This window comes from Vibrio sp. CB1-14 (genome assembly GCF_040412085.2).
GTDB classification, from domain to species: domain Bacteria; phylum Pseudomonadota; class Gammaproteobacteria; order Enterobacterales; family Vibrionaceae; genus Vibrio; species Vibrio chaetopteri.
Map to the genome: position 1 here is coordinate 214,854 of NZ_CP115922.1, position 26,162 is coordinate 241,015.

At 44.0% G+C, this 26,162-nt stretch carries 23 protein-coding genes and 1 pseudogene; 10 read left to right on the forward strand and 14 right to left on the reverse strand.

Annotated features, from left to right (window positions below; genetic code table 11):
* Positions 1-19: 19 nt before the first annotated feature.
* The 6 genes and pseudogenes from PG915_RS24955 to PG915_RS24985 all read right to left on the reverse strand — a co-directional run bounded on the left by PG915_RS24955 (position 20) and on the right by PG915_RS24985 (position 9,416).
* Positions 20-613 carry a hypothetical protein gene (locus tag PG915_RS24955; protein ID WP_353500303.1) on the reverse strand — a complete coding sequence of 198 codons (594 nt, stop codon included), beginning with the start codon at positions 611-613 and terminating at the stop codon, positions 20-22.
* 172 nt (positions 614-785) lie between these two features.
* Positions 786-3,848, reverse strand: a pseudogene (locus tag PG915_RS25155) (Tn3 family transposase).
* Between the two features lie 284 nt (positions 3,849-4,132).
* Positions 4,133-7,201 (reverse strand): efflux RND transporter permease subunit, encoded by a 3,069-nt coding sequence (locus tag PG915_RS24970; RefSeq protein ID WP_353500306.1) that lies wholly within the window; start codon positions 7,199-7,201, stop codon positions 4,133-4,135.
* A 14-nt stretch (positions 7,202-7,215) separates the two neighbouring features.
* The gene (locus tag PG915_RS24975; RefSeq protein ID WP_353500307.1) at positions 7,216-8,280 is read right to left on the reverse strand and encodes an efflux RND transporter periplasmic adaptor subunit; all 1,065 of its coding nucleotides are present in this window, start codon (positions 8,278-8,280) and stop codon (positions 7,216-7,218) included.
* A 490-nt stretch (positions 8,281-8,770) separates the two neighbouring features.
* Positions 8,771-9,076, reverse strand: coding sequence for a helix-turn-helix domain-containing protein (locus PG915_RS24980; RefSeq protein ID WP_023404383.1), 306 nt, complete (start codon positions 9,074-9,076; stop codon positions 8,771-8,773).
* On the reverse strand, positions 9,048-9,416 hold the full coding sequence (locus PG915_RS24985; protein ID WP_023404384.1) for a type II toxin-antitoxin system RelE/ParE family toxin: 369 nt from the start codon (positions 9,414-9,416) through the stop codon (positions 9,048-9,050). Before PG915_RS24985 ends, PG915_RS24980 begins: the two co-directional genes overlap by 29 nt.
* A gap of 206 nt (positions 9,417-9,622) precedes the next feature.
* Here PG915_RS24985 and PG915_RS24990 point away from each other — a divergent pair, with 206 nt between their 5' ends.
* Positions 9,623-10,234, forward strand: coding sequence for a recombinase family protein (locus PG915_RS24990; RefSeq protein ID WP_353500308.1), 612 nt, complete (start codon positions 9,623-9,625; stop codon positions 10,232-10,234).
* Between the two features lie 90 nt (positions 10,235-10,324).
* On the opposite strand, the gene PG915_RS24995 is transcribed toward PG915_RS24990, so the two are convergent.
* From PG915_RS24995 to PG915_RS25005, 3 genes are all read right to left on the reverse strand, one after another.
* Entirely contained in the window at positions 10,325-10,924 is a 600-nt protein-coding gene (locus PG915_RS24995; protein ID WP_353500309.1) for a hypothetical protein, read from the reverse strand.
* Between the two features lie 528 nt (positions 10,925-11,452).
* Positions 11,453-11,977 carry a hypothetical protein gene (locus PG915_RS25000; protein ID WP_353500310.1) on the reverse strand — a complete coding sequence of 175 codons (525 nt, stop codon included), beginning with the start codon at positions 11,975-11,977 and terminating at the stop codon, positions 11,453-11,455.
* 27 nt (positions 11,978-12,004) lie between these two features.
* Complete coding sequence (locus PG915_RS25005) at positions 12,005-12,205, reverse strand: hypothetical protein (protein WP_353500311.1); 201 nt, start codon at positions 12,203-12,205, stop codon at positions 12,005-12,007.
* Positions 12,206-12,376: 171 nt separating this feature from the next.
* Here PG915_RS25005 and PG915_RS25010 point away from each other — a divergent pair, with 171 nt between their 5' ends.
* From PG915_RS25010 to PG915_RS25040, 7 genes are all read left to right on the forward strand, one after another.
* On the forward strand, positions 12,377-13,063 hold the full coding sequence (locus tag PG915_RS25010; RefSeq protein ID WP_353500312.1) for a hypothetical protein: 687 nt from the start codon (positions 12,377-12,379) through the stop codon (positions 13,061-13,063).
* Between the two features lie 77 nt (positions 13,064-13,140).
* Complete coding sequence (locus tag PG915_RS25015) at positions 13,141-13,893, forward strand: hypothetical protein (protein WP_353500313.1); 753 nt, start codon at positions 13,141-13,143, stop codon at positions 13,891-13,893.
* Positions 13,890-14,579 (forward strand): TraV family lipoprotein, encoded by a 690-nt coding sequence (locus PG915_RS25020; protein WP_353500314.1) that lies wholly within the window; start codon positions 13,890-13,892, stop codon positions 14,577-14,579. Before PG915_RS25015 ends, PG915_RS25020 begins: the two co-directional genes overlap by 4 nt.
* Positions 14,576-17,293 (forward strand): TraC family protein, encoded by a 2,718-nt coding sequence (locus PG915_RS25025; protein ID WP_353500315.1) that lies wholly within the window; start codon positions 14,576-14,578, stop codon positions 17,291-17,293. The genes PG915_RS25020 and PG915_RS25025 overlap by 4 nt, the downstream gene beginning before the upstream one ends.
* Entirely contained in the window at positions 17,277-17,693 is a 417-nt protein-coding gene (locus tag PG915_RS25030; protein ID WP_353500316.1) for a hypothetical protein, read from the forward strand. The genes PG915_RS25025 and PG915_RS25030 overlap by 17 nt, the downstream gene beginning before the upstream one ends.
* The gene (locus PG915_RS25035) at positions 17,693-18,148 is read left to right on the forward strand and encodes a hypothetical protein (protein ID WP_353500317.1); all 456 of its coding nucleotides are present in this window, start codon (positions 17,693-17,695) and stop codon (positions 18,146-18,148) included. Before PG915_RS25030 ends, PG915_RS25035 begins: the two co-directional genes overlap by 1 nt.
* Positions 18,136-18,534 carry a hypothetical protein gene (locus tag PG915_RS25040; protein ID WP_353500318.1) on the forward strand — a complete coding sequence of 133 codons (399 nt, stop codon included), beginning with the start codon at positions 18,136-18,138 and terminating at the stop codon, positions 18,532-18,534. The genes PG915_RS25035 and PG915_RS25040 overlap by 13 nt, the downstream gene beginning before the upstream one ends.
* A gap of 349 nt (positions 18,535-18,883) precedes the next feature.
* On the opposite strand, the gene PG915_RS25045 is transcribed toward PG915_RS25040, so the two are convergent.
* The 4 genes from PG915_RS25045 to PG915_RS25060 form a co-directional block, all read right to left on the reverse strand.
* Entirely contained in the window at positions 18,884-19,360 is a 477-nt protein-coding gene (locus PG915_RS25045; protein ID WP_353500319.1) for a hypothetical protein, read from the reverse strand.
* 185 nt (positions 19,361-19,545) lie between these two features.
* On the reverse strand, positions 19,546-19,821 hold the full coding sequence (locus PG915_RS25050) for a hypothetical protein (RefSeq protein WP_353500320.1): 276 nt from the start codon (positions 19,819-19,821) through the stop codon (positions 19,546-19,548).
* Positions 19,818-20,132 carry a hypothetical protein gene (locus PG915_RS25055; RefSeq protein WP_353500321.1) on the reverse strand — a complete coding sequence of 105 codons (315 nt, stop codon included), beginning with the start codon at positions 20,130-20,132 and terminating at the stop codon, positions 19,818-19,820. Before PG915_RS25055 ends, PG915_RS25050 begins: the two co-directional genes overlap by 4 nt.
* Positions 20,133-20,180: 48 nt before the next feature.
* Positions 20,181-20,585 carry a hypothetical protein gene (locus PG915_RS25060; protein ID WP_353500322.1) on the reverse strand — a complete coding sequence of 135 codons (405 nt, stop codon included), beginning with the start codon at positions 20,583-20,585 and terminating at the stop codon, positions 20,181-20,183.
* Between the two features lie 487 nt (positions 20,586-21,072).
* Here PG915_RS25060 and PG915_RS25065 point away from each other — a divergent pair, with 487 nt between their 5' ends.
* Both PG915_RS25065 and traN read left to right on the forward strand, forming a co-directional pair.
* Positions 21,073-21,621 (forward strand): hypothetical protein, encoded by a 549-nt coding sequence (locus PG915_RS25065; RefSeq protein ID WP_353500323.1) that lies wholly within the window; start codon positions 21,073-21,075, stop codon positions 21,619-21,621.
* Positions 21,622-21,740: 119 nt separating this feature from the next.
* Positions 21,741-24,767: a conjugal transfer protein TraN gene (gene traN, locus PG915_RS25070; protein WP_353500324.1), complete on the forward strand. Its 3,027-nt coding sequence runs from the start codon at positions 21,741-21,743 to the stop codon at positions 24,765-24,767.
* Positions 24,768-24,788: 21 nt separating this feature from the next.
* Here traN and PG915_RS25075 read toward each other — a convergent pair whose 3' ends face one another.
* A complete protein-coding gene (locus PG915_RS25075; RefSeq protein ID WP_353500325.1) occupies positions 24,789-25,733 on the reverse strand; it encodes a hypothetical protein in 945 nt (314 codons plus the stop codon).
* Between the last annotated feature and the right edge of the window lie 429 nt (positions 25,734-26,162).

The following is a 26,162-nucleotide window of genomic DNA, read 5'->3' on the forward strand; positions in this document are numbered from 1 at the left end:
GTCCATTTAAGGGTGATTTTTACTCTCGAAACCATAAAAGAAGTTTTGCCAGTGGAAACTGCGCACTTTTTACTAGACCTGAAATGCGCTTAGAGATGGCCGCATTAGTTATGTTGGCATCCAGAGCTATTGCTTTTTGTGATGTGTAGCGGGCGAGTTCAGCGAGCGTTTGCGACCGACTATCGTCAAGACCAAGTAGAAAATGCGCGCGTTCGATGTCACGTTTACAAGTGTAAGCGGGTACCGAGCCTGAACTTAAAATCTGTTCGTAACTCGCTGCATCTCGTTTATCTAACAAAAAGTCGATTCTAGCCACTGATGCCACAGCGTTGAGCAAAGCTGTTTCATTCTCTTTGTGCATCAGTGTAACGATGATGGTGGGGTAGGTTTGCTTAATGTCGTGAAGGAACTTAAGAATTGAATAGTGGCTGCAATGGTACAATGACAGGGTGCAGATAATATGATGAAAGGTCTCAAAGCTTGGGATCGATTTCGCCTGTTGAAGCGTGGTGATAGTTGTTACCAGATTGTTTGACGTGGAATGTAATATGGATTGCTCAATACCTTTAGCCATAACCAAGTCGTCTTCTATAAGCAGAACATGACGGTTCATAATGCCTCACATTGGTCAGAATTAGATCGCGGTGAAATGATTCTGCCAATGATAGAGTAAGCTCTACCCGCTCTAGGTCCTAACTAGGGGTATTGCGCCCATTTCTACGAAAAGTTCCACGATCCTTAATAAGCCTTTGTTTATTCAGTGGTAATTGTTGATTGCTCACCTATCAAACATCTTCATCATCACCTAAAGTCCCTTCTGATAAAGGATTGACATCTTCCAGCAAGGCTTCAAGGTTAAGAGCATCTTGCTCATCGGCAAAGGTATAGTTACCCGCCAACTGAATGTGACTCCAAGCTACGGGAGACAGGTTAGCCAGTAGATCGACCACCGTTTGGTTACCTTTTTCTTTAAAGCGTTCAACTAGCCCTGATAGTAAAGCCGAGTTGTAATAGATTATACAGTTGGCTATGAGGCGAGCGCAGTCATTCCATTGCTCGATTTGGTAGTCATGACCACCACGAAACTGATTACCGTTTACCGACGCGATGGCACGCCGGAGTTGGTGATAGGCCTCACCTCTATTTAAAGCCTGCTGTACAAACTGCCGGAGTGTTTGATTATCGACATACTCAAGTACGTAAATACACTTGATGAACCGATCGTATTCTCGCAGGGCTTGCAGCGTACGAGTACTTCGTTTGGTATTAGCCAGCTTTTTCACCACAGTACTTTGACTGGTTGATTTTCGGCTCAACGAGCAGACAATATGTTGAATATTGTCCCACTCCTGCTCGATCAGCTTGCGCTTAATAGGCTTCTTCAGAGTAATATCTAGCTCTGGTGTCACGCTCACATCAAACAAGCCTTCAAAAATACGCTTAAATCGCGCATAACGCGGCGCAAATTGATAGCCAAAAATGTCCAGTAATGCGAAATTGACACTGTTAACCCCGTGGGTGTCTGTTGCTAGTGAGCTTGGCTGTATCTCACTACTATTGTTATAGAGAAGGTCAAAGGCGAAGTGAGCTTCATACTCATTGGGTGCATTTACGGCTGTATTAACTGGCACATGATTGACGACCAGTGTCAGTGCGGAAACTCCTTTTCCTTTACGAAAGTACTTGGCTGAGAATCGGGCTTTGAAGGTATTGATGCGACAAGCATGCTTTTGCCCATCGATACTGCCAAATGGCGCCTGCTCGTTAATGGTGTAGTACTTAAAGATTGGCAGTTTTGCTGTTGCATTGGAAATAAGGTCGTTAGCAGCCTGTGTGGTCTCGGGTCGAATGTAGCTGTCATTGACTGCGCGGAGGGAGCCCACGCTGCGATCGGATACAGATGCAATATGATGAAGCCCATAGTTTGCTCCATTGCCAAATAGACATGCAATCAGATCTTCATCATTCGCTTTGACGGTCTTCTTCCGTGATGCCATTGCAGAAAAGGCACTGAGATAATCCGTTTTACGGCTGACGTAGCGCATCACCTCGATGATCCCTTTGTGCTGGAGTTGGTTGTATACAGGGTTGTCGATGGCAGTCTTCCAGCGCCGGTTTGCCAAACTCCAAGTCAGCTGATTAGAGCGAGGTTGGCATTTTACAAACTCATTGGCATCCGCTTTTATGTTGAGTGTGACACGCTTCAGCAGTGTCTGAAAGCGCCCTTCAAGCTGGGACAAGGTCTCTGATATTGGCGTAGCCAATCGTATTAAACCTGTTTTTTCAATCAACGAAGCTTTATCCGCCCGCCAGGTATCGGAAGGAATCAGGTCGTCTTCTAACCTGCGGTTCTTTTCACTTTCCGTGACATAAACCTGTCCACTCTCAATAAAAGTCGCAATGCGCTGGTAAAGGTAATGTTCAAAACGTATAGGATCTGGTGTGTCATAGGCAATATATGGTTGCTCACGAGGTGGGATCAGGAACTCATTTATTGTCTGTACTGACGAGTGCCGAGTCAGTTCCCGTTTAGCGACAATGATTTGCTCAGCCAACGCAGGCTGCAGCGTCTCAATATCGATGGCGATAAAGAGTTTTCGCAACATTTTCCCTGTTTTACGTGCATGCTGATCTATTTACTGCCATTGGTAATCTCGTAGATCGAGCTCGTTCTGACAGAGGTGCTGACTCACTCTATCCAGATCTGCAGCTTCAAGCAGGGAGAAAGCGCGTTTCCGCACTTCGCCGAGTGAAAGTGAGTCTTCAATATCGTGGTCAGTAAACAAACGCAATATACTGCCAGCCTCTTTGAGTTTCGTCCGAACCGCTTCCAGATCATCAGCAACCCGCTGCCTTGCATACGCTTTCGCGGCTTCGCGGTGTTTTTCAACCCGGTAGCAAAATGCTGTAACTAAACGATCATTGTTTTCTCTGTATCGAAAGTAGAGGTAACACACCAGATATAGCAGCCCTTGCCATTTTGGTGTGCGTCGTAGTTTATATAATGAACGATGTTTTACTAAAGAGGCGTAATAGATCATGTTGCCTCGCGAGAGCTGCAGTAAACTGAGTAAGGCTTTTAATGTTGGATAGAGACGCTGCAGTGTTTGGTGTGTATTTAGTTCGCGTTCTAACTCGGAAGACGCAAACCCTCTGGCAGAGCCACGGTACTCAGATAAGTTGCTAAGCTCTCCTTTATTCTCCATGATGCTCTGTAGTGCCTGAACTGCTTCCACTGACAAATTTTTGGACATGATGTCTTCAATGCGCTGCCTTTCTGAACTGAGAACCGTGGTCACCAGTGACTGAAGCGTACTGTAACCAGGTAAAGCAATACGCTGTTGACTGAAGAAAGCGAGAGCTTCATCTAGTAAGTATCGAGGGTCGCTGTAAATCGTTGCGACATCAAACAGTCGGCTTTGCAACGCTGCTGAATGCTTTGGTGTCAAAGTAGAAAATTCCAGCTGTGCTAGTACCTGACTAATAACGCGTGATTTTGTTGCTTTAGCTAAAGAGACCTGTTGCGGCTTTTTGCCTAAGAAGTAGCGCTGACTGAGGTACTGGATGTCACTGCGTACTTGAGTAAGATGAAACTGCGGTACAACGGGTTTTGCACGAAAGTACCCCAGATACAGGACAAAATAGTACTGTGTTTCTAAGCGTGACAGAGACCGAACATAGCGGAGCAATTTATCATCGAGCGCGAAGTACTCTTCTCTTTCTGTTTGGTTAAAAGTAGGCAGGCAATAAAGCGCATCAATTTCGTCGGCTTTCAGGATCTGGAGGCGTTGCTTTTTTTGTTGCTGGCATTGGGGATTATCTGAAGTATAACAAGAGGATGTCAGCATGCTAAGTGAACGTCGGGCCCAAAACAACATAGACTTATATGTGATCCATGATTATGGGAAATGATTTGACCTGGTTGGTGATGCCCAAAAACGTGCTCACAACCAACTCAGCACGTTTTTGGACATAAATAAGATATAGAATTTTCTAAATTAGCTTTATTAGGATTACTCTGAGTATTACAAAGACTGACAGTTAGTGCTCACAGTTGCCACCTGTCTACATACCTAGGTCAGATTCAGTTGGAGCTGAATCTGACCTAAAGCTTCAATCAATCTCCGTATCTTTAGCCCCCCGCTCTGTCCTTTACACTAGGCTTAATCCTAAAGAGAATCGAGTAAAGTACAGGGACAATGACCAGTGTAAGCAAGGTGGCAAAGCTTAAACCAAATACAAGAACCACAGACATTGACTTGAAAAAGGCGTCAAAATAAAGGGGGATTACTCCTAAGACAGTAGTAAGAGCCCCCATCAAAACTGGCCTAACACGACTTGCAGATGCATCGACAATAGCGTCAATACCCGGTTTACCCTCGGCTATTTCTAAATCGATCTGGTCAACCAGAACGATAGCATTCTTGATCAGTAATCCAGAGAGAGATAGCAAACCCAATATAGCCATGAACTCCATTGCGGTATTGGTTGTTAGCAAACCGATTACAACGCCAACTATTGCTAAAGGAACTACTAACCAAATCACGAGAGGCTGCCTCACTGTGCCAAATAGTACGAAAACGACAATAATCATAGCCAAGAAGCCTAGCGGGATAGTTGATGCTAAGTTTTCATTTGATTCCTTAGAGTCGCCGTATTCTCCACCCCATTCCAACTGATAACCTTCTGGTAAATCTATCGACTCAACCTGAGGACGGATACGGTTAAACAGATCGGTGGCAAGTTCACCAGCAACAGGGTCTGCCTGCACTGTTAGCTCCCAGTTTCGATTAACTCTTCGCACAAGGCCATCACGCCATACTGTGCGGTAGCCATCGACTACCTGTCCGATTGGAATACTTTCCCCTGTAACTGAGCTCACAACATTGACACTAATTATGTCATTTACTCGAGAGCGCTCGTCTTCGGTTGCCCGAACAATAATCGGGATCAGGTCATCTTTTTCGCGGTAAGCCCCTGCGCTCTGCCCTGAAAAGTTTCTCTCCAACGCCCTTGCAAGGTCTTCACGAGAAACCCCAATTCTCTGAGCCGCTTCCTCTGAATAAATTGGCTCAATCACAGGAACAGGCTGTCGCCAATTATCTTTTACCGACAATGCCTTCCCATCAGCGAGCAATATCCGTTTGGCTTTCTCAGCAAGCTCTCTTAGAACGCTTGGGTCAGGTCCACTAAATTTGGCCTCAACTTTTGATCCCCCGCCGGGGCCAAGCGAAAACTTCCACACTTTGCCAAGGGCGTCAGGAAAGTTTGAATCAATATAATCTTGAATGACCGGTAGTAAAGCATCAATTTGTTTGTCGTTGCCAGTACGAACCAACAGCTGACCATATGATGAATTTGAAGATTGAGGGGCATAAACCAACATAAAACGTGGAGCACCACCACCAACGGATGACTGCACACTTTCGACCCCCTCCAACTCTGTAACAAATTCAGACAGCTTGTTTATGTCACCCTCAGTTATTTCAATGTCTGTGTTTTGTGGCAGCCAATAGTCTACGACAAAAAGTGGAGTGGTAGAGGCGGGGAAAAAACCGGGCTTAACAAACTGAAATGCCCAGATAGATAAGGCAAACAAACCAATAACTCCGAGCGTGACGGGGTATCGCATACGCAGAGAGGTTTTCAGTACAGCTTTGTATCCCAAGCTGAACTTACCGTCTTTTTCGACGGTATCTTCGTCAACAGAGTTAGCCTCTTTGAACAGCCAGAAACAAAACAAAGGGGTTAATGTAATGGCAAATAGCCAGCTGTATAGCAGAGAAATCAATATTACCCAGAATAGGTGGCCGGTATACTCGGCGGTAGAGCCAGGTGCAAACCCAATCGGTGCAAAAGCAATAATACCAACAAGAGTTCCCCCGAGCAGTGGCCATATAGATCGTTGGACAATTTTTTTAGCAATGTCTAGCTTTTTAGAGCCTTTCTTAATGCCAACCAGTATACCTTCGGTAACTACAATGGCGTTATCAACCATCATACCAAGCGCAATAATTAATGCTCCAAGGGAAATACGATGCATAGGGATGTCAACGTAATTCATTGTTGCTAAGGTTGCGGCAATAGTCAGGATCAGAATAGCCCCAATAACAATAGCGGACTTGATACCCATAAAGAGCAGCAGTGTGACGATTACGATAACTAGAGCGGCAATCACGTTTAACACAAAATTCTGCACCGACGCATCAACAATGTTAGCTTGATGATAAAACTCATGAAGTTCCATACCTACGGGACGCAGATCGATAGTATCCCTGATAGTCTTATCAATTTGTGAGCCGATTTGTACTATATTACTCCCCAGTACTCCAGACACACCAATGGCGATAGCAGGTTCGCCATTAAACCTGAAGAGCTTTTCCGAAGGTTCTTGATAACCACGATAAATGTTGGCCAGGTCTTTCAGGTAAATCAACTTACCATTGGGCTCGACTGAAATGAGTAAGTTTTTGATGGAATCCAGTGAATCTATCGCGTCTGTAGGGTCAATAATCAGCCTTTTGGTGCCGGATTTGATGTTGCCCGCGGGGGTCACTGAATTTTGTTTCGTCAGTAAGTTAAGTACATTTTCAAAAGAAGCTCCTAAGCGTTTGACCTCGTGTCTAGATATTTCAACGTAGATGACTTCTTTTTGCAGTCCTTCTAATGTGACTCGAGCTACCCCTTTAACTCCGAGTAGCGAGTTTTGAAGTGTTTCGGCGTATTGATTGAGTTCCTTATAAGAAAAACCTTCACCCGTCAGAAAATAGAGCAGGCCAAAGACATCACCAAAATCGTCAGCGACATAGGGCTTACCTGTGCCTGGTGGCAAGGACTGCTCAGCGTCACTGACTTTATTTCGTAACTTATTCCAGACCAACTGGAGATCTGAGCGGCTCTTGGAAGCTTCGTACTTAACCTCGACCCTAATTTCAGACTTTCCTTGGGTGGAAACAGAGCTAATTTCTTTAACTTCGGCGAGTTGTTGAATTGCTTTTTCGAGAGGCTCGGTGACTTCTAAAGCGACTTCACTAGGGGAAGCTCCTGGATAAGATGTGATGATCATGGCTTCCCTGATTGTAAATTCAGGATCTTCAAACCGCGCCATATTGTTATAGGCATGCCAGCCACCTACTAAGGTGAGCAAAATGACGATAATACTTAAAACTTTGTTTTTTATAGTAAATTCAGCAATGTTCATATTGTGCACCTAGCTTATTCTGCCATCCACTTTCTAACTTTTACACCCTCTAATAGCTGACTTACTCCAGCACTAACTATTGTATCGCCTTGATTAAGGCCACTCACAATCGCTATGTTGTCTCCGACAGAATCACCGATTTCCACCACTCGCTTGGTCACTGTGTTGGTGTCGCCTTCTATCAACCACACAAACTCACCATTCACGTCCTGACCAATTGAATCTAACGGTACAAAAAAGGTGTTCTGGTCATTGTTTTCCTGTTTAGCAATGCTGACAGATACATTCATGCCAGGAAGAACTAAAATTTCTGGCAATGGTTCAAAAGCAAAGGTTAAGCCAAATGTTTGAGTAGTAGGATCCGCTACAAGGGTTGCCTCTTTAAACTCGGCTGGAAAATGCATGTCTGGATTAGAGCTCAAAGACACCCACATTCTCACAGACTGGTCGTTTTTTGCACTTTGATGTAAAGAGGCTAAGAACTTGTCAGGAACATCTATAGATGCTTCCAATTCTCCCTCTCCAATGAGGATAGCTATAGTTTGTCCACCGGATACGACTTGATCTTTTTCAATAAATGTTTGAGCGATAACGCCATCAAATGGCGCGACGAGTGCTGCGTCGTTTCTCGCTTCTTGTGCGATGTCGAGTTGAACTTTTGCTACGTCTCTCTCTGTCCTTTTCACTTGCAGAGAGCTTTTTGATACTGCACCAGTTTTTGATAACTTAGCTAATCTTTGGTATTCGTCTTCCGCAACTCTGTATTCGGCTTGTGCTTGGCTAAGTTTGTTGTTTAAGTCCCTCTGGTCGAGCTCTGCAAGTAACTCTCCCTGTTTGACCGCCATTGCTTCGGTAATTGGAAAGTTGATGACTCGGCCTGAACCCAAAAAGCTAATTTCTTGTAAGTTACGACTTTCAATGACTCCGGGGAAAGAGGAGATTGTTTCAGTGTTTTTGTTCGTCACCGAAAATGTCTTCACTGGTCTTATTATTTCAGAGCTTTCCTGAACCACCCCTTCTTCGGAACAGGCTTGAATGAAAAGTATCAATGTAAATGCAATTATGCTTTTGTAGTGCATAACTAGAGTCCTCAATTTCAATCCAACAAACGTTTGCTTCACTTTGTCATTCATGACATTGAAAGCGATAACCGATTGTTAAACATAGGACAAATATGAAAAATACGCCACTTGCGCCCAATAGCTAGAGAGGGATTGAGAGGAATATCACTATGAAAAGTATCTAGCGTAACGTGTCGCATATATCCACCCCTTCACAGTCTCTCCAGCTATCTGGCCGGGGCTTGAACCTAGCAGTTGCTGAAAACAGTCATTCAATTGGATGCAAACCGTTAAAGTACAGAGACTTCGGCCACCGATTAGGGCTTAGTGTGGGGTATAGGGGACTCTTCGCGCCTGTATGCTACGCAATTATCGTTAGTAAAGGTCGGGCTACTTTCTGGCGAGTATTGTTGACTCTTTTTTGCGCAAGCTTGGAATGGGGCAAAAGTGAGTCAGAGCTGGGCACTCTGACTCAGGTGATTAGATAAATATTACCTTGTTGATATCATTAGACCTTCATACCAAAGTGATGCCCGTCCGGCATTTCTATATCGATACGTAACCGACCGCCTAACGCTTCAACATAACGTTTTAGTGACAGAAGCTTAACGTCTTTGCCATTTTTCTCTAAACTGGCGACGGTAGGCTGCTTTATCCCCATAGATTCTGCAACCTGAGCTTGAGACATTTGAACACTATGGCGAATCTCTGCAAGATTAAGTTCAAGTAACATCTCTGCAGCTTGTTGTTGTGCCAGGTGCAGTTCATCTGCAGTCATCAGGTCATCAAGTGCGCTTAGTGGCTGACTTTTCATGATTTAGCTCCTCCAGATGCTCCTTAAACTCTCTTTCTGCGATAGGAATCATCTTCTTGTAAAAACGTTTATCACCAGTCTTATCGCCACCACACAAGATGACACACTGGCGCTCAGGGTCAAAAGCGAAGAAAACCCGAATCGGTTTTCCACTACTCTGCACGCGTAGCTCTTTTAAATTACTGACTTTGCTGCCTTCTAAGGTGTCAGCGTATGGCCTAGGTAAAGTTGGGCCTCTTTCTTCTAGCAGAATAAGGGATGCACGTACATTAACCTTATCCCTGCTATTCAATGTTTTAAACCAGTCAATGAAGACTGGCCGATTCAGTATTGTCCACATAGTCGGTGCTTGGCTTCTTTTGGAGTGATTATAGATTAGAATCTATATAGATTGCAATCTATATACACGAACCAGTAGTACTCATAGGGTACACGTTACGCAAACCATATGGTTGCACCTCTCAAATTGGTTCGCAAACCATTGATAAGTAACCCTACTCGAACTACCATTGCAAACCATACCCTAATCAAACTGGTGCCAAGTTAATGTTCATAAGAGCATATCTACGAGCGTCAACCGCTGAACAAGATGCGAAAAGAGCTAAAGAGGAATTAAGCCAGTTCGCAGCTAAAAAGGGTGTTCAGATAGCCAGTTACTATATCGAGAGCCAATCGGGCTCGACGCTAGAAAGAGCTGAACTGGCTAGGTTAATCGATGATTCCCACCAAAATGATATATTGCTTATCGAAAAGGTCGATAGGCTATCAAGACTACCTTATGAACAGTGGAAGCTGTTAAAACAGCGATTAGTTGAAGCTGGATTACATATCGTAGTTGTTGATCAACCGATGACTCATTCAGTTCTCCATGATAACTCTGATGGCTCCATGATCTCGAAAGTGCTAACTGAATTTATGATCGATTTAGCTGCAGCGATGGCTAGGGATGATTATGAGACTCGCCGCAAGCGCCAATCTCAGGGGATTGAAAAGGCGAAGGCGCTGGGGAAGTACCAGGGACGGAAGCCCGATGAACAACTAAGATCCAATATTTCCCTTCTTTTGGGAGAGGGAAAGAGCTGGTCACAGATACAGGGATTGCTTGGGTGTAGTAGATCAACGATCGCTAAAGTACGAAAAAAGGTCGTAAATTGGTAAACCCGGAAATTTAAAACCCTTTATATACAGTGATTTAGCTAATTTCGTGGAACTTTTCGTAGAAATGGGCGCAATACCCCAACTAGGCGTCTATTTTCTAAACCAAAGCAATAAAGCGGAGTATTGTATACCAACCTGCTGAACGACTTTACCGATACGCTTTGAAATCGCAGCGTTTGTTTTGTCTTCATCAATGGCGATAGAGTTTTGAGGGGTGTACTGTGCAAGTTTTGTCAGCGTGTCTGCTTTTGTTCTAGAGCAATCCAGCAGTGCAGCCGCTCTCTCTAATTCACGTTCAGTGACTGTCAAAATCTGCTTGGGAGAAAAGATCACGTCTATGATGTTCTCTTCTTTGCTCTTATCGATAAGGTGATCGATATCCAGCTCGTGGCAGATTGCTTCAAGCAGTGGCCAGTCCGAGTTTTTTGTCATTAACGAGACTGTGGTTGAAGGTAAGACATCACGAACGGTACGTATCCAATAGATGATATCAAACGGGGTAGCACCTGATATGCCCATGTCTATGATGAAGTGGTATGACGCGCCATCATAATCAAGCGCTTTTGCTTCAGAAAGGCTTCGATAAATATAAATGTTTGAATGACTTACGCGCTTGCTTAATTCATTCTTTATCGATGTCGAGATAAAGGTCTCATCGACAACGATGATAAAGTCTTTTTTGATGTCCATATCAAATTGCAAATTCCAGCTGACTAATGAAGATACTTTTTTTGGTTATTATAGAAAACAATATACGCAATTACACAATGCAAGTGAATATTATTTTCAAATTTATTCACTACTTCAAAGCCTTACGCGGTAGAATCTTCTGTAAGTCATTGAAAATAAACTTTTTGATAGATGTGTTTACTAATAGGTTAGTGCATGATAGGTTAAATAAAGACGCTCATTACAGCATGCTGTATTATAAGTTATAATTATAAAACTGTCATTAACAGCTGGAATAAATGTTTCATTACCCGTAAAGGATTTACAGCGAACTATATTCCTGAAGGGGTGATTTTTGATAATATGCCTTCGATGAATGATTTCGTGAAACGTATTCACTAGCATGTATTTTAGATAGTGGTAGTTAATATATTTAACTTGCTTGCTTGGTATCCTCAAATACTATAAAAATACCGGGTAATGTATAAAAATAACAACAAATGCTAAATTGGCCAGTGCAGCAGGAATCGTCCGCACTGGCCATTTTCTTTAACAATAATAACGGTTTGCGACACGCGTAAACTGCTTCTGTTCCAAGATCTTAGCTAGCCCAGCTCGCGACATTGATAGTTGACGCGCAATGTTCTCAAAATTAAGCCCGTTAGGATGTTGCTTTAGCAGCTTCACGGTATCTCTAGTGATTTTCTTTCTATTGTCTTTCAGGTTGAGTAGAGATTTGCGGATCACATGCAACCAGTCGTCCTGACCATAGCGAAGGAATGCAACACCATAACGTTCAGCCAAACGCTGCGCCATATCAGCTAGTTTGTGGTCTCTTGTAATAATTGTCACATGGTCAATTAGGCCTTCCTGTAGCAGTGTGTTTGCCTCTAAGATCAGCTCCAAATCCGCGGCTTCTTTACGGCATTCCACCCGTTTGAACTGCAGGTTATCAATGTTGACGCTGCAAGATTTTGTGGCGGATGACGCGATGACACTAACATCACGTCCAGAGAGATCGCGTAGAGTCAGCGGTATGTGAAATTGATCGGCGTCGATTAAAACTAACTTCATGAGATTTTCTCCATCATTGATTAACTTCTAGTGTGAAGCCCTAATAGCTGCTCCGCGAAGCCACTTACGGCCGCGTGAACTCAGAGCTGCATGAATTCTGTGGTTTTGAATGAATACAGAGCCAACCAATCGTGCTCTCTTCAGCGCTAGCACCTTGAGGCGTTCGTATCCATCTATGGTCTCTCCTAGTGCGATGCTATACAGGATTGATACTTGTTCCTTAGTCATACAATCACCACTCTTTTGCTTGAGTTAACTCTATTAAACACCACGGCTGTGCCACAAAAGTCCAAATAAGCAGCCAAAAAACACAAATATTAAAAAAATTGTGTCTAGCAGGACCGTGATTGAACTCAGATTAGTAATGATGTGTGCAGAAAGTAACGGTAGAGGTGAGATGTGAACGGATATATCGTGCCAGTGAAACAAGTTGAGGGCGTCTATTTTAATGTAGGCATTCCCGTTGTGCTGTCCAATATAGGGTATAGCAGTGTGTCAGGGCTGAACAACCGTGTGTATCACCTTACGGTTTCGCAAGGCTCTACTTGGTATGACTCAGAGCAATTGGTTGAGCAGTTGATCACTTGTCGAAAAATACTAGAGAAATCGCGTCAAGATATGGATTTCTACCTGTTGAAAATGAACATTGACCCCGGTGCTCCGGCCGACCAGCGCTATCTTGATGCACTTAACAAAGTAGTTGAAGCAGAACCGACAACAACGTTCAAGCTCTGCGGCAATTATCATCGCCAGCTTTTAAGTCAGACTGAGTTTCGAGTACTTGTATTGGATTTTAGAAACAAACAGACAGAGCTGGATCTGACCCCAGTTTTAGTCGATACAGTCCCAAGGCCTGATGAACTTTCAGTATGCGCTCCCGCACACTTGTTACATTGCTATCCCCAAGCTTCCGCTCGAGAGGTTGGATGCGTTAAGTTAAAGCTGTTCGCGAACATCATCTATTCAAATGCGGTACTTGTGCTTCGGGATAGGACAAATCGACAGCTGTGCGAAACAGTGCATCATTGGTGTGCGACGTTTGGGATCCAGTGTTTAGACTTCCACGTGGAGAAGAAAGGCATTTAAGGATGGCCTTTTGGGCTGCTTAATTGGTTCTATCATGTTTTCAACTCACCATACTTGCCCTAAACATAGGAGCAAGTATGAACAGATTCACACGATCGCTGCTTCTTTTTAGCGCGACACTATTTCACTATCAATTGGCAGCAGAGCAAAAGGTTGACCCGAGCGTCTTTGGTGAAGTTGATATCAAACAGTCTGCTTTCTACCAAACGCCAGGCATTGTAATTGCTGAGCTCGAGTCAGGTGATATCTACCTTGCGACGGCTGATGGACGCTTTGTAATAAAAAACCCGACCATCATCCAGTCAGTGAACGCTAAGGTTCTCAATTCCTTTGATGACTTCAAATTAGCGATGACACCGACGCTTCATGATATGGGGATTGAGCCTAGGGAGTATTTTGTAGGTTATACCATTAATAAAGGTGCGGCTGATTTTGGCGGAACCTTATTCGTTGCACCAAACTGCTCTGCGTGTAAAACATTCAAGCAAGAACTGCAGTCTCGCTACCCCTCCAAACAATTCTTTATAGCCATTGCCCCCATTCTTTCCGCAGACGATTACAAGAACACCATTTTGGCTTCTTGCAGCGCAAATCCAGAAGGCGCTTACCAGGCACTTCTTAGCGGTAGCTTCAGCGAGCATCGTTTCCCGAAGGTGGGTGATTGCAAACAACAAGTCTCTGATGTGAACGTTACCGTTGCTGGGTTACGTCTACTTAGCACTGGCCAGATGGGGGTACCAACGTTTGCTGGTGGTGCGAACACTCAGGTCGGTTTGCCCAAAGATTTCGCCAAATTCGAGCGTGTTTTTTTCGAAGGAGCTAAACAATGAAGAACCTCATTCTCGCAATCATGCCATTGCTGTTGGTCGGATGCTCAGTCGTGGGTCATGAAGAAGAGCAGACATGTGCAGGCTCGACCCATGGTATCAAGTGCGCTTCGTCTCGCGAAGTCTATGAAATTACCAACCACTACAATAACGCCGAAGACTATGCCAAAGACACGGGTGATTCTCGGGTAGTGGTTCTAGATGAAGAAGGCAAGAAAGTGCCCTATGGCACAGTGGCAAGTCCGGAAGAGTCAAGCCAACAATCGAAAACAAGCTCCTCGTCAACACACACTGCCAAGCCTTATGTAAAGCCTGATCCGTACCAACATCTCATGCTACCAGCCCCTGAGCCAGTCGCTATGAGAAGACCCGCTGATATTGTCCGCAATCTGATACGTCCATATGTCGATGTAAATGACAGACTTAAAGTTCCAGGTCATAGCTACATTGAAGCTCGTTCTCGCACATGGGTTATTGACCGGAATGCGCGCAGTCAAGCAAATCAATTTATCGATGTAGGATTAAGACAGTCGTCGCAGATTCAATCGTATCAGGTCAAAGATAGTGGCGAGATTGGCGTAGAAAGCCGAAATGGTCAGGCTGCGCCATCGCCTTCTGAAGTGAAAGAGCAGGCTAAGCAGAACGCATTCAAGCTCATGCGAGAGATCCAATCAGGAGGTGACCAATGATTGCAGATTACTATGAGCGTCAGAATAAAGAAGGGAAATTTTCAGACCTTTTACCTGTCATCGACTATGTGAAGAAACCTAAAGGCCGAGAACGATTTGGGTACTTTGTACTTGATGACGGATACATCGGAAGAATGTATGAGCTAAAGCCTGTGTCTGGTGGTAATGCAGAACTTCAGAACATGATGGAAGACATCTTTAAAACAGAGTTTCCCGAAGACACCTTTGCGCAAGTGATGTTGTGGGCAAATGAAGATGTCAGTGGATTCGAGCAGAACTTTGCACACTTCCATGGCGGTCGACAATCTAACCCAGAGACTGATGAGAAGCTCACAGCAATGTCGAAAATGATAGCAAAACACTATCGTAGATCGGCGGAGAATGGTTTTGATAATAGCAATTGCCGAGCTCGAAACTTTAATGCTTACCTGACAATCAAGATCCCTGTTAAAGGCCGCTACGGTCGACCATTGGATAAGGAATTCGATGATTTCTACGACAAATGCATCACCATAGAGGAGACACTCACAAAAGTGGGACTGCGACCACAAGAGATGGATCAGTGGGACTGGCTGTCGGTCATGCAGCGAATGCACAATCGCCGAGACTCGGCAAGCTGGCGTAAAGGTAAAAAGAATAAGAATGAGTTGTACATGGCTCGCGAGCAGGTCATGGAAGTAGGTGGAGCGGTCGAGTTCCAGAGCGATAAAGTATTGATTGATGAAAAACCAATTGCTTCTCTTTCGCCAAAGACATATCCATCTGCGATTGGATTCGGAGACATGCTCAACGTCTTCTCAGACTGGCGGTTTGGTCACAATACTATTTGGTCCAATTTTGCAATTGTCCTTAATGTCCATTTCCCAAACCATGACAAAAAGAAGCGCTCGAAATATCGAATGCGCAAAACCATGGATATGCAAAAGGGTAACAAGCTCGTCAACTGGTCTGAGAAAGTGAGATGGCAACTTGGTGACTTGGACGAAATGTATAAAAAGCTCGAAGCAAAAGGCTCACGCTTGGTGAACTGCCACTTGCAGTTTTTCGTGTGGGGAGACAATGAAGAAGATCTTCAGCGTCAAGTTTCGAGAATGAAGAAAATCGCTAGTTCACCGGCAGGCTTCGAACTTGAACTAGATAAATACATGACAAGCCCCTTATTTCTTCACTGTACGCCTTTTGGTCCTGACAAGCCCTCAATGGATTTTATTAACCGCTATCTATTGATGCCATCGGACGTGGCTGCCTTCTTAACACCAGTCATTGCTTCTAGCGATGGTAATGCCCCGCATGAGCCCATAGTGCCCTTTGTGACAAGAGACATGCAGCTCTTTGGATTCAACCCTTATCTAACGAATGGCTCGATGAACTTTTTAATTAGTGCCGAGTCGGGAAGTGGTAAGAGTTTTGTTATCAACTACATCGCAACTTGCATACTCGGTAGCGGTAAGAAGCCATCAAGGTATCTGTTGTCACTTTTAGAAGAGATGTCTGAGCGTGAGCTTGCAACCCTAGCCAAAACGTTGCCAGCCATGAACATGAAGCATTGTGACGGCGGCATGGTCATGATTATTGATGTTGGCTACTCATATAAAAACTTGTGTGAAGCGCTGAACGGACAATACATCACGTTTGGCGAAGACATGAAGTACTCACTTAACCCATTCCCGTCAATCGTAGAGTGGGGTGGTAAAGACGGTCAATCTGGCATGATTTTAGACTTGTTGAAGTGGATGGCTGACCCTAAAGGTCGTCTCTCGCGGATACAAGAGGCTCAGATGCCCGAAGTACTGCAAAGTATGTGGAACGATCATAAGCAAGCATCGAGCGTTACTCTGTTTGCTGAATACTGCAAAAAACATAAGCTGCCTGAGATCCAAGAAATCGCTCTCATGATTGAACCCTACTGTGAGGGCAAAATTTACGGTGATATTTTTACAACCAAAAAGCCACCACCGGATCTGGACAATCCATTCATTGTTTGTGAGCTCGAAGAGCTTAAGTCGCTACCAGAAGTCCAATTGTTAGCGCTGATGCAAATCATTAATTTGTGTTACAGGCACTTCTTCCTGAGTGATGAAAATCCATCAGACAGGCGCCGTAAAATGCTAGTTATAGATGAGTGCTGGGAGTTTCTGCAAAAATCGGAAAACGGTAAAGAGGGGGAAATGAATCCGGTTTCTAACTTTCTCGATCAGGCCTATCGTCGGTTTAGAAAAGTGGAAGCGTCCGCGGGTATATGTACCCAGATGCTATCTGATATTCACGAAACCCAACTTGGTCGCAGTATCGCAGCAAACTCAGTCTATCGATTCTATCTCTACCAGAAATCGGACACTATCAATACAGTTAAGAAGAATGGCTATTTGGACTTAACTGACCAGCAATTCGAACTGCTGAAATCCGTTCGCACGGTCAAGGGCAAGTATTCAGAAATCTTCCTGCAGATTGGCGATGAGATATCTGAAATAGTTCGGCTCTACGCACCCAAAGAAATGCTCTTGATGTACTCAACCGATCCGCAAGACCGGCAGGATTTAGCACGCTATCGAGAGATGGGGCTAAGTTTGGACGAAGCGATAGAGCGTGTGCTCGAAGATCGCGGAGATAAGAGTTTTGGCGATGACATCAAGAACAGAGTAAACGAGTTCGATGAAGAAGACGCCTTCTTTGGCTTTCTAGATGAGGGAACGAGAAATGAAATGGTGCACTAAAAACAAACTTCTGCTTCTACTTACCCTGCTATCACCAGTCGCGTTGGCTACAGGTGGTTATACTCAGAGTGCTAAAGGGCTTCTAGATGGGTACAAAAAAGCGTGTGACACATGTTCAGATACTGTTGAACAACTGGCTGAAAATGTTTCAAGGGCGTGCTCAATTACAACCAGCGAGTTTATTGTTCAGACACCAAACCTTTTAGGTGTACAGATGTTGGCAATTGCACAATCAGTGAGCCACCCTCAGTCATATCTTCTAGATCGCTTTGCGCTTTCCAACCTGGATTGCAATAACTTAGGTGCTTGGTCAGAAAAAATTGTCGACTATTCGTACACGCTCGATGAGTACAATGCCGACGTTGATTCTGCAACTTATACCGCACCAGTGGTTCAGTAATGAAATGGCGCATTGTCATCTTTGTTATTGTTTTTAATTGCGGTTTGATGCTGTTTCTCGAGAATCAAGTTAAAGTGGAGCGCCTCAAAACAATGTCCGGATTAGCAGCATCACTATACGAAGTGACCCCTATATCAAGTAAAGCGATGTCTGAACCATTGTTGGCGCGAAACAGAGCATTTGCCGAGTCTCAAGGTGGGATACAGCGGGTAAGATTGGTAACTCAGAACTGCGAAAATACTGCCCCCGAGATCATACTTTGCCATGGCAGTTTTCAGACAGATTTTAAGAATGGTGAGAGTAGCCTGTTATGGTCAGTATCAGTGAGTTTCGATACTCCTGACGTTGGAAAAATAACGGATATCGGAAATGATGTGGCAATGATAAACACGCTTTCTTCCCCTCCTTTTTTTTTGAGCCTCAGATCTAAAATGGAAGCCCTATGGATAGCCTGACAACCACCAAAGCTTTGGCATGCTTTACCATCGTTCAGCTCAGTATTTTAGTAGTTGTGTTGGTAACGCTGCACTACTTTGAAGTGTATTGGTTACGTGATTCTTTGATAAAAATGAGCCCCATATCTACCTGTTTGGCCATGTTGCCTTACACACAGAATTCTCTGCCACCCGTGGTAGGCGCGATAGCCGGTGTACTTATTGGAGCTATTGTGTTTGTGACTCACTTGATATTGATAGCATCTTTAAATTTGCAGGATGGTGTCGATGTTAAAGATGGCCTTCAAGCTTGGGTGATAGTTTTAAGTGCAACAGGAGCGGCAACGTTCTGTGCGCGTCTTTACTATCCGTTCTTTACCGTACTTAGGTTGCGCTTTCGCTTCTAGTGAGTAGTGATGTGGAACCATTTATCGTCGCGCTAGGGTTATCTCCTTACATTTATTGTAATAGCGTCACTGCACTATGAAGCTTGTAGACTAAATTGGTTTTGGGAGCTGCTTTCCGACACCAGTGGAATGTCGGACTTGCTAGAGCCATTGGTATGCAAGAGATTAAGAATTAGTGTACGACTTGTCCCAAAACACTAGATACGTGCAATAGCGTCGTAAACTGCTGCCAAAGTTAAAAATGACAGTACTGTCATGTCCAAATGTCAGTAAATCGGGATAGGCGACACACCGTGAGTTGCTGTGAAATTCAAAACGACAGCGCTGTCATTTCCAAAACTACTGGGTCTTAAGACCAATAATTTCGGCAACTGAGATCGTTACTCCTTTGTATTCTGTCCCAAACACGCATTACCCTGTAGAGGTATCGGGTTTTGATGTTAACCGTCTTACTGTTATAGCAGCCAACAGCCTCCCAAACGTTTTGTTGTACCGAAGGGTGATGAAGGCATTGGCGGAAGATATCGGCTGAAATTGAGAAATTGAGTTCCACATTAGAAGCAACATCACTCCAACTCTTTTCGGGGTAGTGGCGCTCGATGTATTCGTGATGGATTGTGTTTACCTGGGCAGGTCCCAGGTCACTTGAGCCATCGGTGTTGGCCACAACTTGTCCTTTTTTGCCGCCTTCAGCAATTACGAGTAAGTTCAAGAAATCGCGGGGGACTTTTTTCTTGTCAGCAATCTCTGTAACTGTCAAACAGCGCTCTTCATGTGTCAGGGTTGTTTGGGGTAAGTCGTCATGTATAGGAACATCGAAAAACATAGCAAGCACCTCACTTTACTTCGCTTAAATCAAAATCTAGTTTGTGAGGTGTGGTGGTGACGATAAAATTTACTTAGCGAGGCTGAGATTGGGTGCTTAATTGACTATCAAGATAATCATCTTACTACTTTGCTGTTCTTTAGGGCTGAAAGTGGCATGGTGTTTTCATCTATCTGAGGAGTACTCTATCGCTTGGCCTTTTCCTGTCCCCAGCTCCAATCATAATTACCAAGCCCGATCAGTCCGTAGGATATGAACAGTACACCAGCTATACCCATAGCGTTTCCTACGAGTAATGGAAGTGTGTTGACTTGGCTAACAGTAAGAAATACTAAGCCAAGAATGAGTGAGAACAATGGCGCTTGCCAACTTAAGAAAATTCGCACGGCTACAGGTTGGGCGGCCGTGATTTGACGTTCAATTTCCGCTATTGATGATTTGCAATTTGGTTTATTCGTCACCTTTCCCTCCTCCCCTGAACAATAAACGTCTTGGTGTTACCCTCGTAGCGCAACTTGGCAAAACTACCTAGTAAAGTGATTTTATTGAGTTGTGAACTATAGAAGGTGTGAGCTTCATCTATTATGATACGCGGAGGACCGGGTTGTTTGTCCCTAAAAAAACGACCGCGAGGCAACTGGTCATCGCGATTTAGTTTGCGTAACCATTCGCGAAACGCCGCTGTTTTTAAATGTCTTGCTTTTTGCCGAGCCACCGCTTCTACAAGCGTGTCTATTTTGGGTTCAACCGGCAATGATTTCTTTGAATCCATTTCAGTAGTCTCTCTTACATCTTGATTTGTGGTCTGTTAATCGAAGGTTTACACCATCGACCACTTACGTGACTCATTGGTTAGACGCTTATAATTTAGAAGACCAAAACGTGATTCTAGGGTTTGATTTATGAAGTCAATGGCCATGAATCTGTTTGAAATGGGTTTTCGCAACTCATATTCATGATCAACTAACATATAAACGGTATCGCCTGTTGCCGTGAGTGCAAGCCAGGGTTGAGCTCCGCCTGTCGGATAGCATGATACATAGTGGCCGTCATTCTCAATAGCTATCATTAACCCCCCGTAGTTCGCCCCCGCAGCAAAACCACAGCGTTCCACTTTTGCTTTGATCCGATAAGGAGGCGTGTCGACTGAAGACAAAGCCTGATCAACCGAACTGTGTATTGGTTTTGATGCCCAATCGACTTCTTGTCTCTTACTAAAGAACATGCATTAACCTAAATGATTTTGTTTACGTTAGAAGCTTTGCTTTAAGGAGTTGATTTATCCTTTAGTGTAAAAATATAGCAGTAAATCAATCTACAAATAGAGCGCATGAGTTGTGCTGCGGTTGAATTTATTAACTTCTATTAGAGGGATTATTGGTTTTGTGGTGATAAAATGAGAATTGATAAAACCATTGGGTAGGCACTTTCAATCGTGCTTTTACTCTAAAGGTAGCGAAGTGTTTGGTAAATTATTCGGTGTCGATATCCTATCGTTGCAGTACTGCAACCAATGGTAAGGCTAATTGGCAATTCAGCTCCCGTTCGTTGTAAGGTTTGAAAAAAACACAATGACTTGGAGCCTTTGAATGAAACAAATATTTTGGATTGCTGTCTCTGTTACCTTTCTAATCGCTATCGGTTATTTAGAAATAGGTACTGGTTGCAGATTTATGGGTTTGTGCTGAGCTACGCCGAAAAAGGAAATGCAGATGAAAGATCTTGAGCAGCTTCGATCAAAGCCACAAAAGCGCGATGCGGTACTGGCGCTCGTTGCATTCGTTAAAAAACATTGGAGTCTGGTGAACCCAACTACTCAAATGCTGCAGCGACACCCAATTTCCCAAGCCTCTCTTTCTGATAGAGATCTAGCGATTATACTGCCATTTTTTGGCACAGCTTCTGAGATCAAGAAGCTAGAGGAAGCGATGAATATTGAGACAACTATTCCGGTCAAAGCTTCAAAGCCGCTCAAAGATTCAAAGCAAGAAAGTCGCTTAAGTCGGGAGAAGATTAGGTCGAGAAAAGATCAGGTGTTCGTCGATAGTATTGTCGCGGGTATAGCCACCAGCACAGATCGTTTTTTGGTGATGATGCTTGCCAAAACCGCTCAATCACGAAGAACTCATGAGCAGTTCAACGTCAATGAGCTAGATACTTTAAGCATTAAAGACCCTGCACTCAGACGGCGTGTCGAAGCGTTGCTTGGGTCGGCTCATTTGACAGAAAAACTGGTCAATGGTTTGGCTAAAACACTCTAAGATAGCGCTACACTGTATTTTTCATACCAATCCACTAGGTATTCCAATCTGACCGCTTAATCCCCTTAAGCGAAGAGTCAATGTCATAGACTCCCATTACTTAAATAGGGAGCTTGATTATGTGGCGTCGCACTTTAACGTATTTCAGTCTATTCACGTTCATTTTTCAGTTAGGCAATCTAAGCTGGTACAGCGCGCTGCTGGTGGCTTCGTATACCCCATACAGTTTTGCCGCCGAACAAACTCCTTTTCAGAGCGCAGAGCAACTAAATAGTCAAGTAACCCAGGGTTTTGCTTTGCCCACTATGGATGCAAGTGGCAAGGTGAACATCTACGGGCGAAATGAGCACGGTGAAATAGTCACGACTCAATTTGGTGAAGGGGAACTGTTGGGTGAGGGTTATGAGCAAGCGAGAGATAATAATCACTTTCAGGCGGCAGATGCTTATCAGAATGAAGCGGAATTAGAGCGTGATAAACAAACACTTCGACAACGGATTGATAGAAACCCTGTAGGCTCCGAAACAGATTATGATGTAGCAGCTTGGAACACGCTGAACGACGCTCGTGGTAACAGAGTCTTCTTAGACTCTGATGACACCATCATGACTGACACGGAAACCCTGTTCAATGAACTTGCTGAGTCATTGGAAGGAGAGAATGATTGGTTTAGCGACTGCACAACGCAGAGCAATACTTTTTCGGTCAATAAAGAATACGTAGGTAAAACAAAATATGAGTGTCAGGAGCCTGATACTACCAATCTAAACTACTGCGAAATTGAGCGTTATGTTGACTACCCAGTCATCAAGACAAATGGTACAGGTACCTTAACTTATGTCGATGATCATACCTTCCAATTGGTGGTCGGTAATCCTTCCGCTCGAATTTGGGGGCAATGCGCAGAGTACAATTACAGTGTTCAAATAAAAATCAGAGAAGACTTAGAGATCGAACAGGTCAGAATGAAATACGCCTTGTTTGACGACCACATTCAAATCTATCTGAACAACGATATCATCTATCAACATGCGAATGTATCGGGCTTTTGGCAAGACGAGAATGGCTTTCCATATACTAACTACAACCCTAAACCTCCCTATTTACCTTCGTCAGAAATATATGGCGCTCCGGGAATGACGCCATATGGTACCTGTGAACGAAGTACAATTTGGAAAATTGGTGACGGTGGTAGCCATGGTGGCTTTCCCAATGGTGGAGACGTAACAGAACGATTCGAGCAAGCACGGGCTTCCGGTCATGGGCTTGTGAATTTCCGAAATAGGGTAGCAGCAGCAGACTGGGGTTACTCGTACTCAATTATAGAAATTAAAACAAAGAACAGAGCTTCACCTAAAGAGTTTATCGAGCAGACGCCACCTGGGTGCGCAACACAACTTGGCTATGTGCAGCCACGTTCTACATGCGATATTCTCGGCAGTCCGGGAAGTAATCCTTATATCAATCCTCAATGCGATGCAGATCAGACATTCGGTAATGGCCAAGTAGGTCAAGTTTGTACGTTTAGCGAGTGGGAGTGTACCGACGCTTCAACACCACCAGACACATACTACCCACATGTGTCTAGCTTTCCTTCAATTAGCTCAGGTGTTACCACGGATTCTAAGCAGTGCACCAAAATCAACGCCAAAGATTATCAATGCAACCCGCTGCCTGGGATGCAAGTTTGCCAGTATCCAAATTACCCAGATGATTCAGATCCGGTTTGTAGCGATTTCACATCACTAAATCAAAACGCACCCGATCAGTGTGCTCCTTATCGTGATAACCCTGATTGTGAGCTTGTCGACAGTGAACCTTCATTTAGTGACCCTGTCACTGGTAGGGTCTACATTCAGGAGTCGACCTATGAATGTAATACCTACACGTCTAGAGACTATGCCTACACATTAGAGGAAGACATTTGTAGTGGAGAGATGCTATGCGTGGGTGGCGAATGTAGTTTTCATGAGCTCGAGAACAACGCCGACTTTGGTGCAGCGATGGCCACATTCAAAATGCTTGAGGATATTAAGCAGAATCTGACTTGTGAGAATCCCGACGATGTAGAATCATGCCGCGTGTTTGAGGGTCAAGCTCGTTACTGTGGTGTAGAGAAAACTGGACTTGGTTACAACTGTTGTACATTGTCAGCAGGCCAAACGAATGTGCTCGACTATCTTAAAATGACCTACAACGTATATTCGTTAGAGCAAGCGATGGAGGGTTTAACGGATCAGGGAGTTATTGGTGCCTGGGGTGAACAAATACCAACACCAATCAGTGATGGGGTATCGTACGTGACGGATAGCTTCAGCCAAGGGTATGACTATATTGCGCGTGAAGTATTCGACGTAGAATCTGTCGCTAGCGAAGCTGGTGAAACGTTAATGGGAGAAGCAGTAAATCAAATTAAGCAGGAGATGATGTCTTTTGCATTTGAATCGCTTGGTGGCGCAGAAGGACTAGGTGGCGTTCTGTTTGACCAGGTACGTGATGGGGTTAGCCAAGAAATGGTTCTGCAGTTAAATCCAGCTATTAGCGGTGCTTTTTCTGCTATTGCGGGTATTTACGCAGCGTATCAGGTGGTCAAGCTCGCTATACAAATGATTTCGGCTTGCTCAGACGAAGAAATGAGCATGGGAATGACGATTGATGAAGGTAAATGTATATACGGAGGTGAAAGTTGCCACATTGACACCTTCTTTGGGTGCCTAGTTGAGCGCGAATACTACTGCTGCTATCCATCACCCCTTGGGCGAATCATCATGGAACAAGCTGCGCCACAGTTAGGTATGACACTCGACCCAATGAACGGGCAATGTAAAGGCATGACACTGCGTCAAATAGCTGAGCTTGATTGGGATCAGATAGATTTTAGTGAGTGGGAAGCAATGATAATGGCTTCAGGACTGGCTGTAGAGCATGATGACTTAACAATAGAAAACCTTTCTAGTAAACCTTGGATGCCTAATAACGACAATGCGCTTGACCCAGTTACGCTAAATGAAGAAAGGTTTCGGGAGCAGAATATTCAACAGAACATAAACGACCGTCGTGATCACTTGCAGTATGAAGAGAATCTCGACTGCTCCGTTGTGCCGAGACCTGAAGTATGTAGCTCGCCTTTAAGGCTTGTTGAATAAAAAAAAGCTCGCATAGCGAGCTTATAGTGGGTGAGTTAAGCCTTTCGGTGTGAGCTGCTGTCTGAACTCGTCATTTGACGCAGTTATGTGAGGTGTTACACCGTTGTGAGGCTTAACAAAGAAGTAAACATTCTCATTAGCGTCTAAGATTGCAGAAACGTTAAGATTAATTCGCTTTATAGTACCGTTTTTATCTGTGTACCCACCGTAGGTAGGGAAAATACTAAAGTGGCCTTTTGCGAGTTTGTAGTCTAAGAGTTTCGAGTTGCTAAAACCCGGCGCAAGTGTTGAGCTATATCTAATTGGTATGATGACACCGCTAGCAACCTCGCTTCGTAACTCCTTAGTAAACGTACTCGTTGGGATTTCGTCGTAACGCTTGAATTGGACGTCAGACACAACAATGTCAACACCAACCATAGAAAAAGTCATTCCTTCATAATGAAAGGCATTGGCAACATCTTTTTTATGAACTTTATATCCTTTCATTAGAACGATGCCTTGCTGATGGATAGTGGGTTCAGACTCGACTTCACAGTTACAGTCAGAAGCAACTTGTTCTAATTGTTCTTGTGAAATTGGGTTGTTATCGAAGCTAAGGTTGAGTAGATAAGTTTGAATCTCTTTGTTAGATGCATCTCTCCATTTGGTCGCATCCAAGAAAGCGACGTTACCACCATACTGCAAACCACACTTATTGTCGGCTACCATGGCGTTGTTAAGACCCAGTAACAGACCACCACTTGAAGCTAAAACGCCTAGTCCAACACTTCCAGCATATCCAAGTGCACTTACATCATTGATCGTACTCTCTGGAACTGGAACCTCGCGGTCTTCAAAGCAGCTACCGGCTTTAATTGACTTTACTACTTGTAAAGGGAGTGAATCATCTTGTTCGATGACATAGTTTGTGTTTGCACAAGCAGATAAGAACGCACCACACACAATAGAAATTAAATAACGCATAATCGTATCCTCATTCGTCCTTGAAAGTGACGATATTCATGCAGCAGTATAGGGTACAGTTGCATAAAATGTAGTCGATTTTCAAAGGGGGTTGTCTCGGTTGAGAGTGAAAGCTACAAAAGTAGAAGCCGTTGGCAGCGGCATAACTGATGATGGTCAAAGCCAACAATAGTTGGCGATATCACATCGAAGGTTATCCTCAGTATGGCAATCACCATTTTTCAAAAACCAATTAAGCGACCGAAATGCGATGATAAAACACTGGGTGTAGGAGGAAGTCCGCCTGGCCTGCATGAATTAATTTGTGTCAGTAGACAATATAGTCTGATCGATTCCAATAAAGTCGTTCATTTACAATAATGTTTGTCACTTTTCCTCTGTAAGTCCACTTGGCAGAGGTTATGTGTACTGACGATGACAAATACGCTT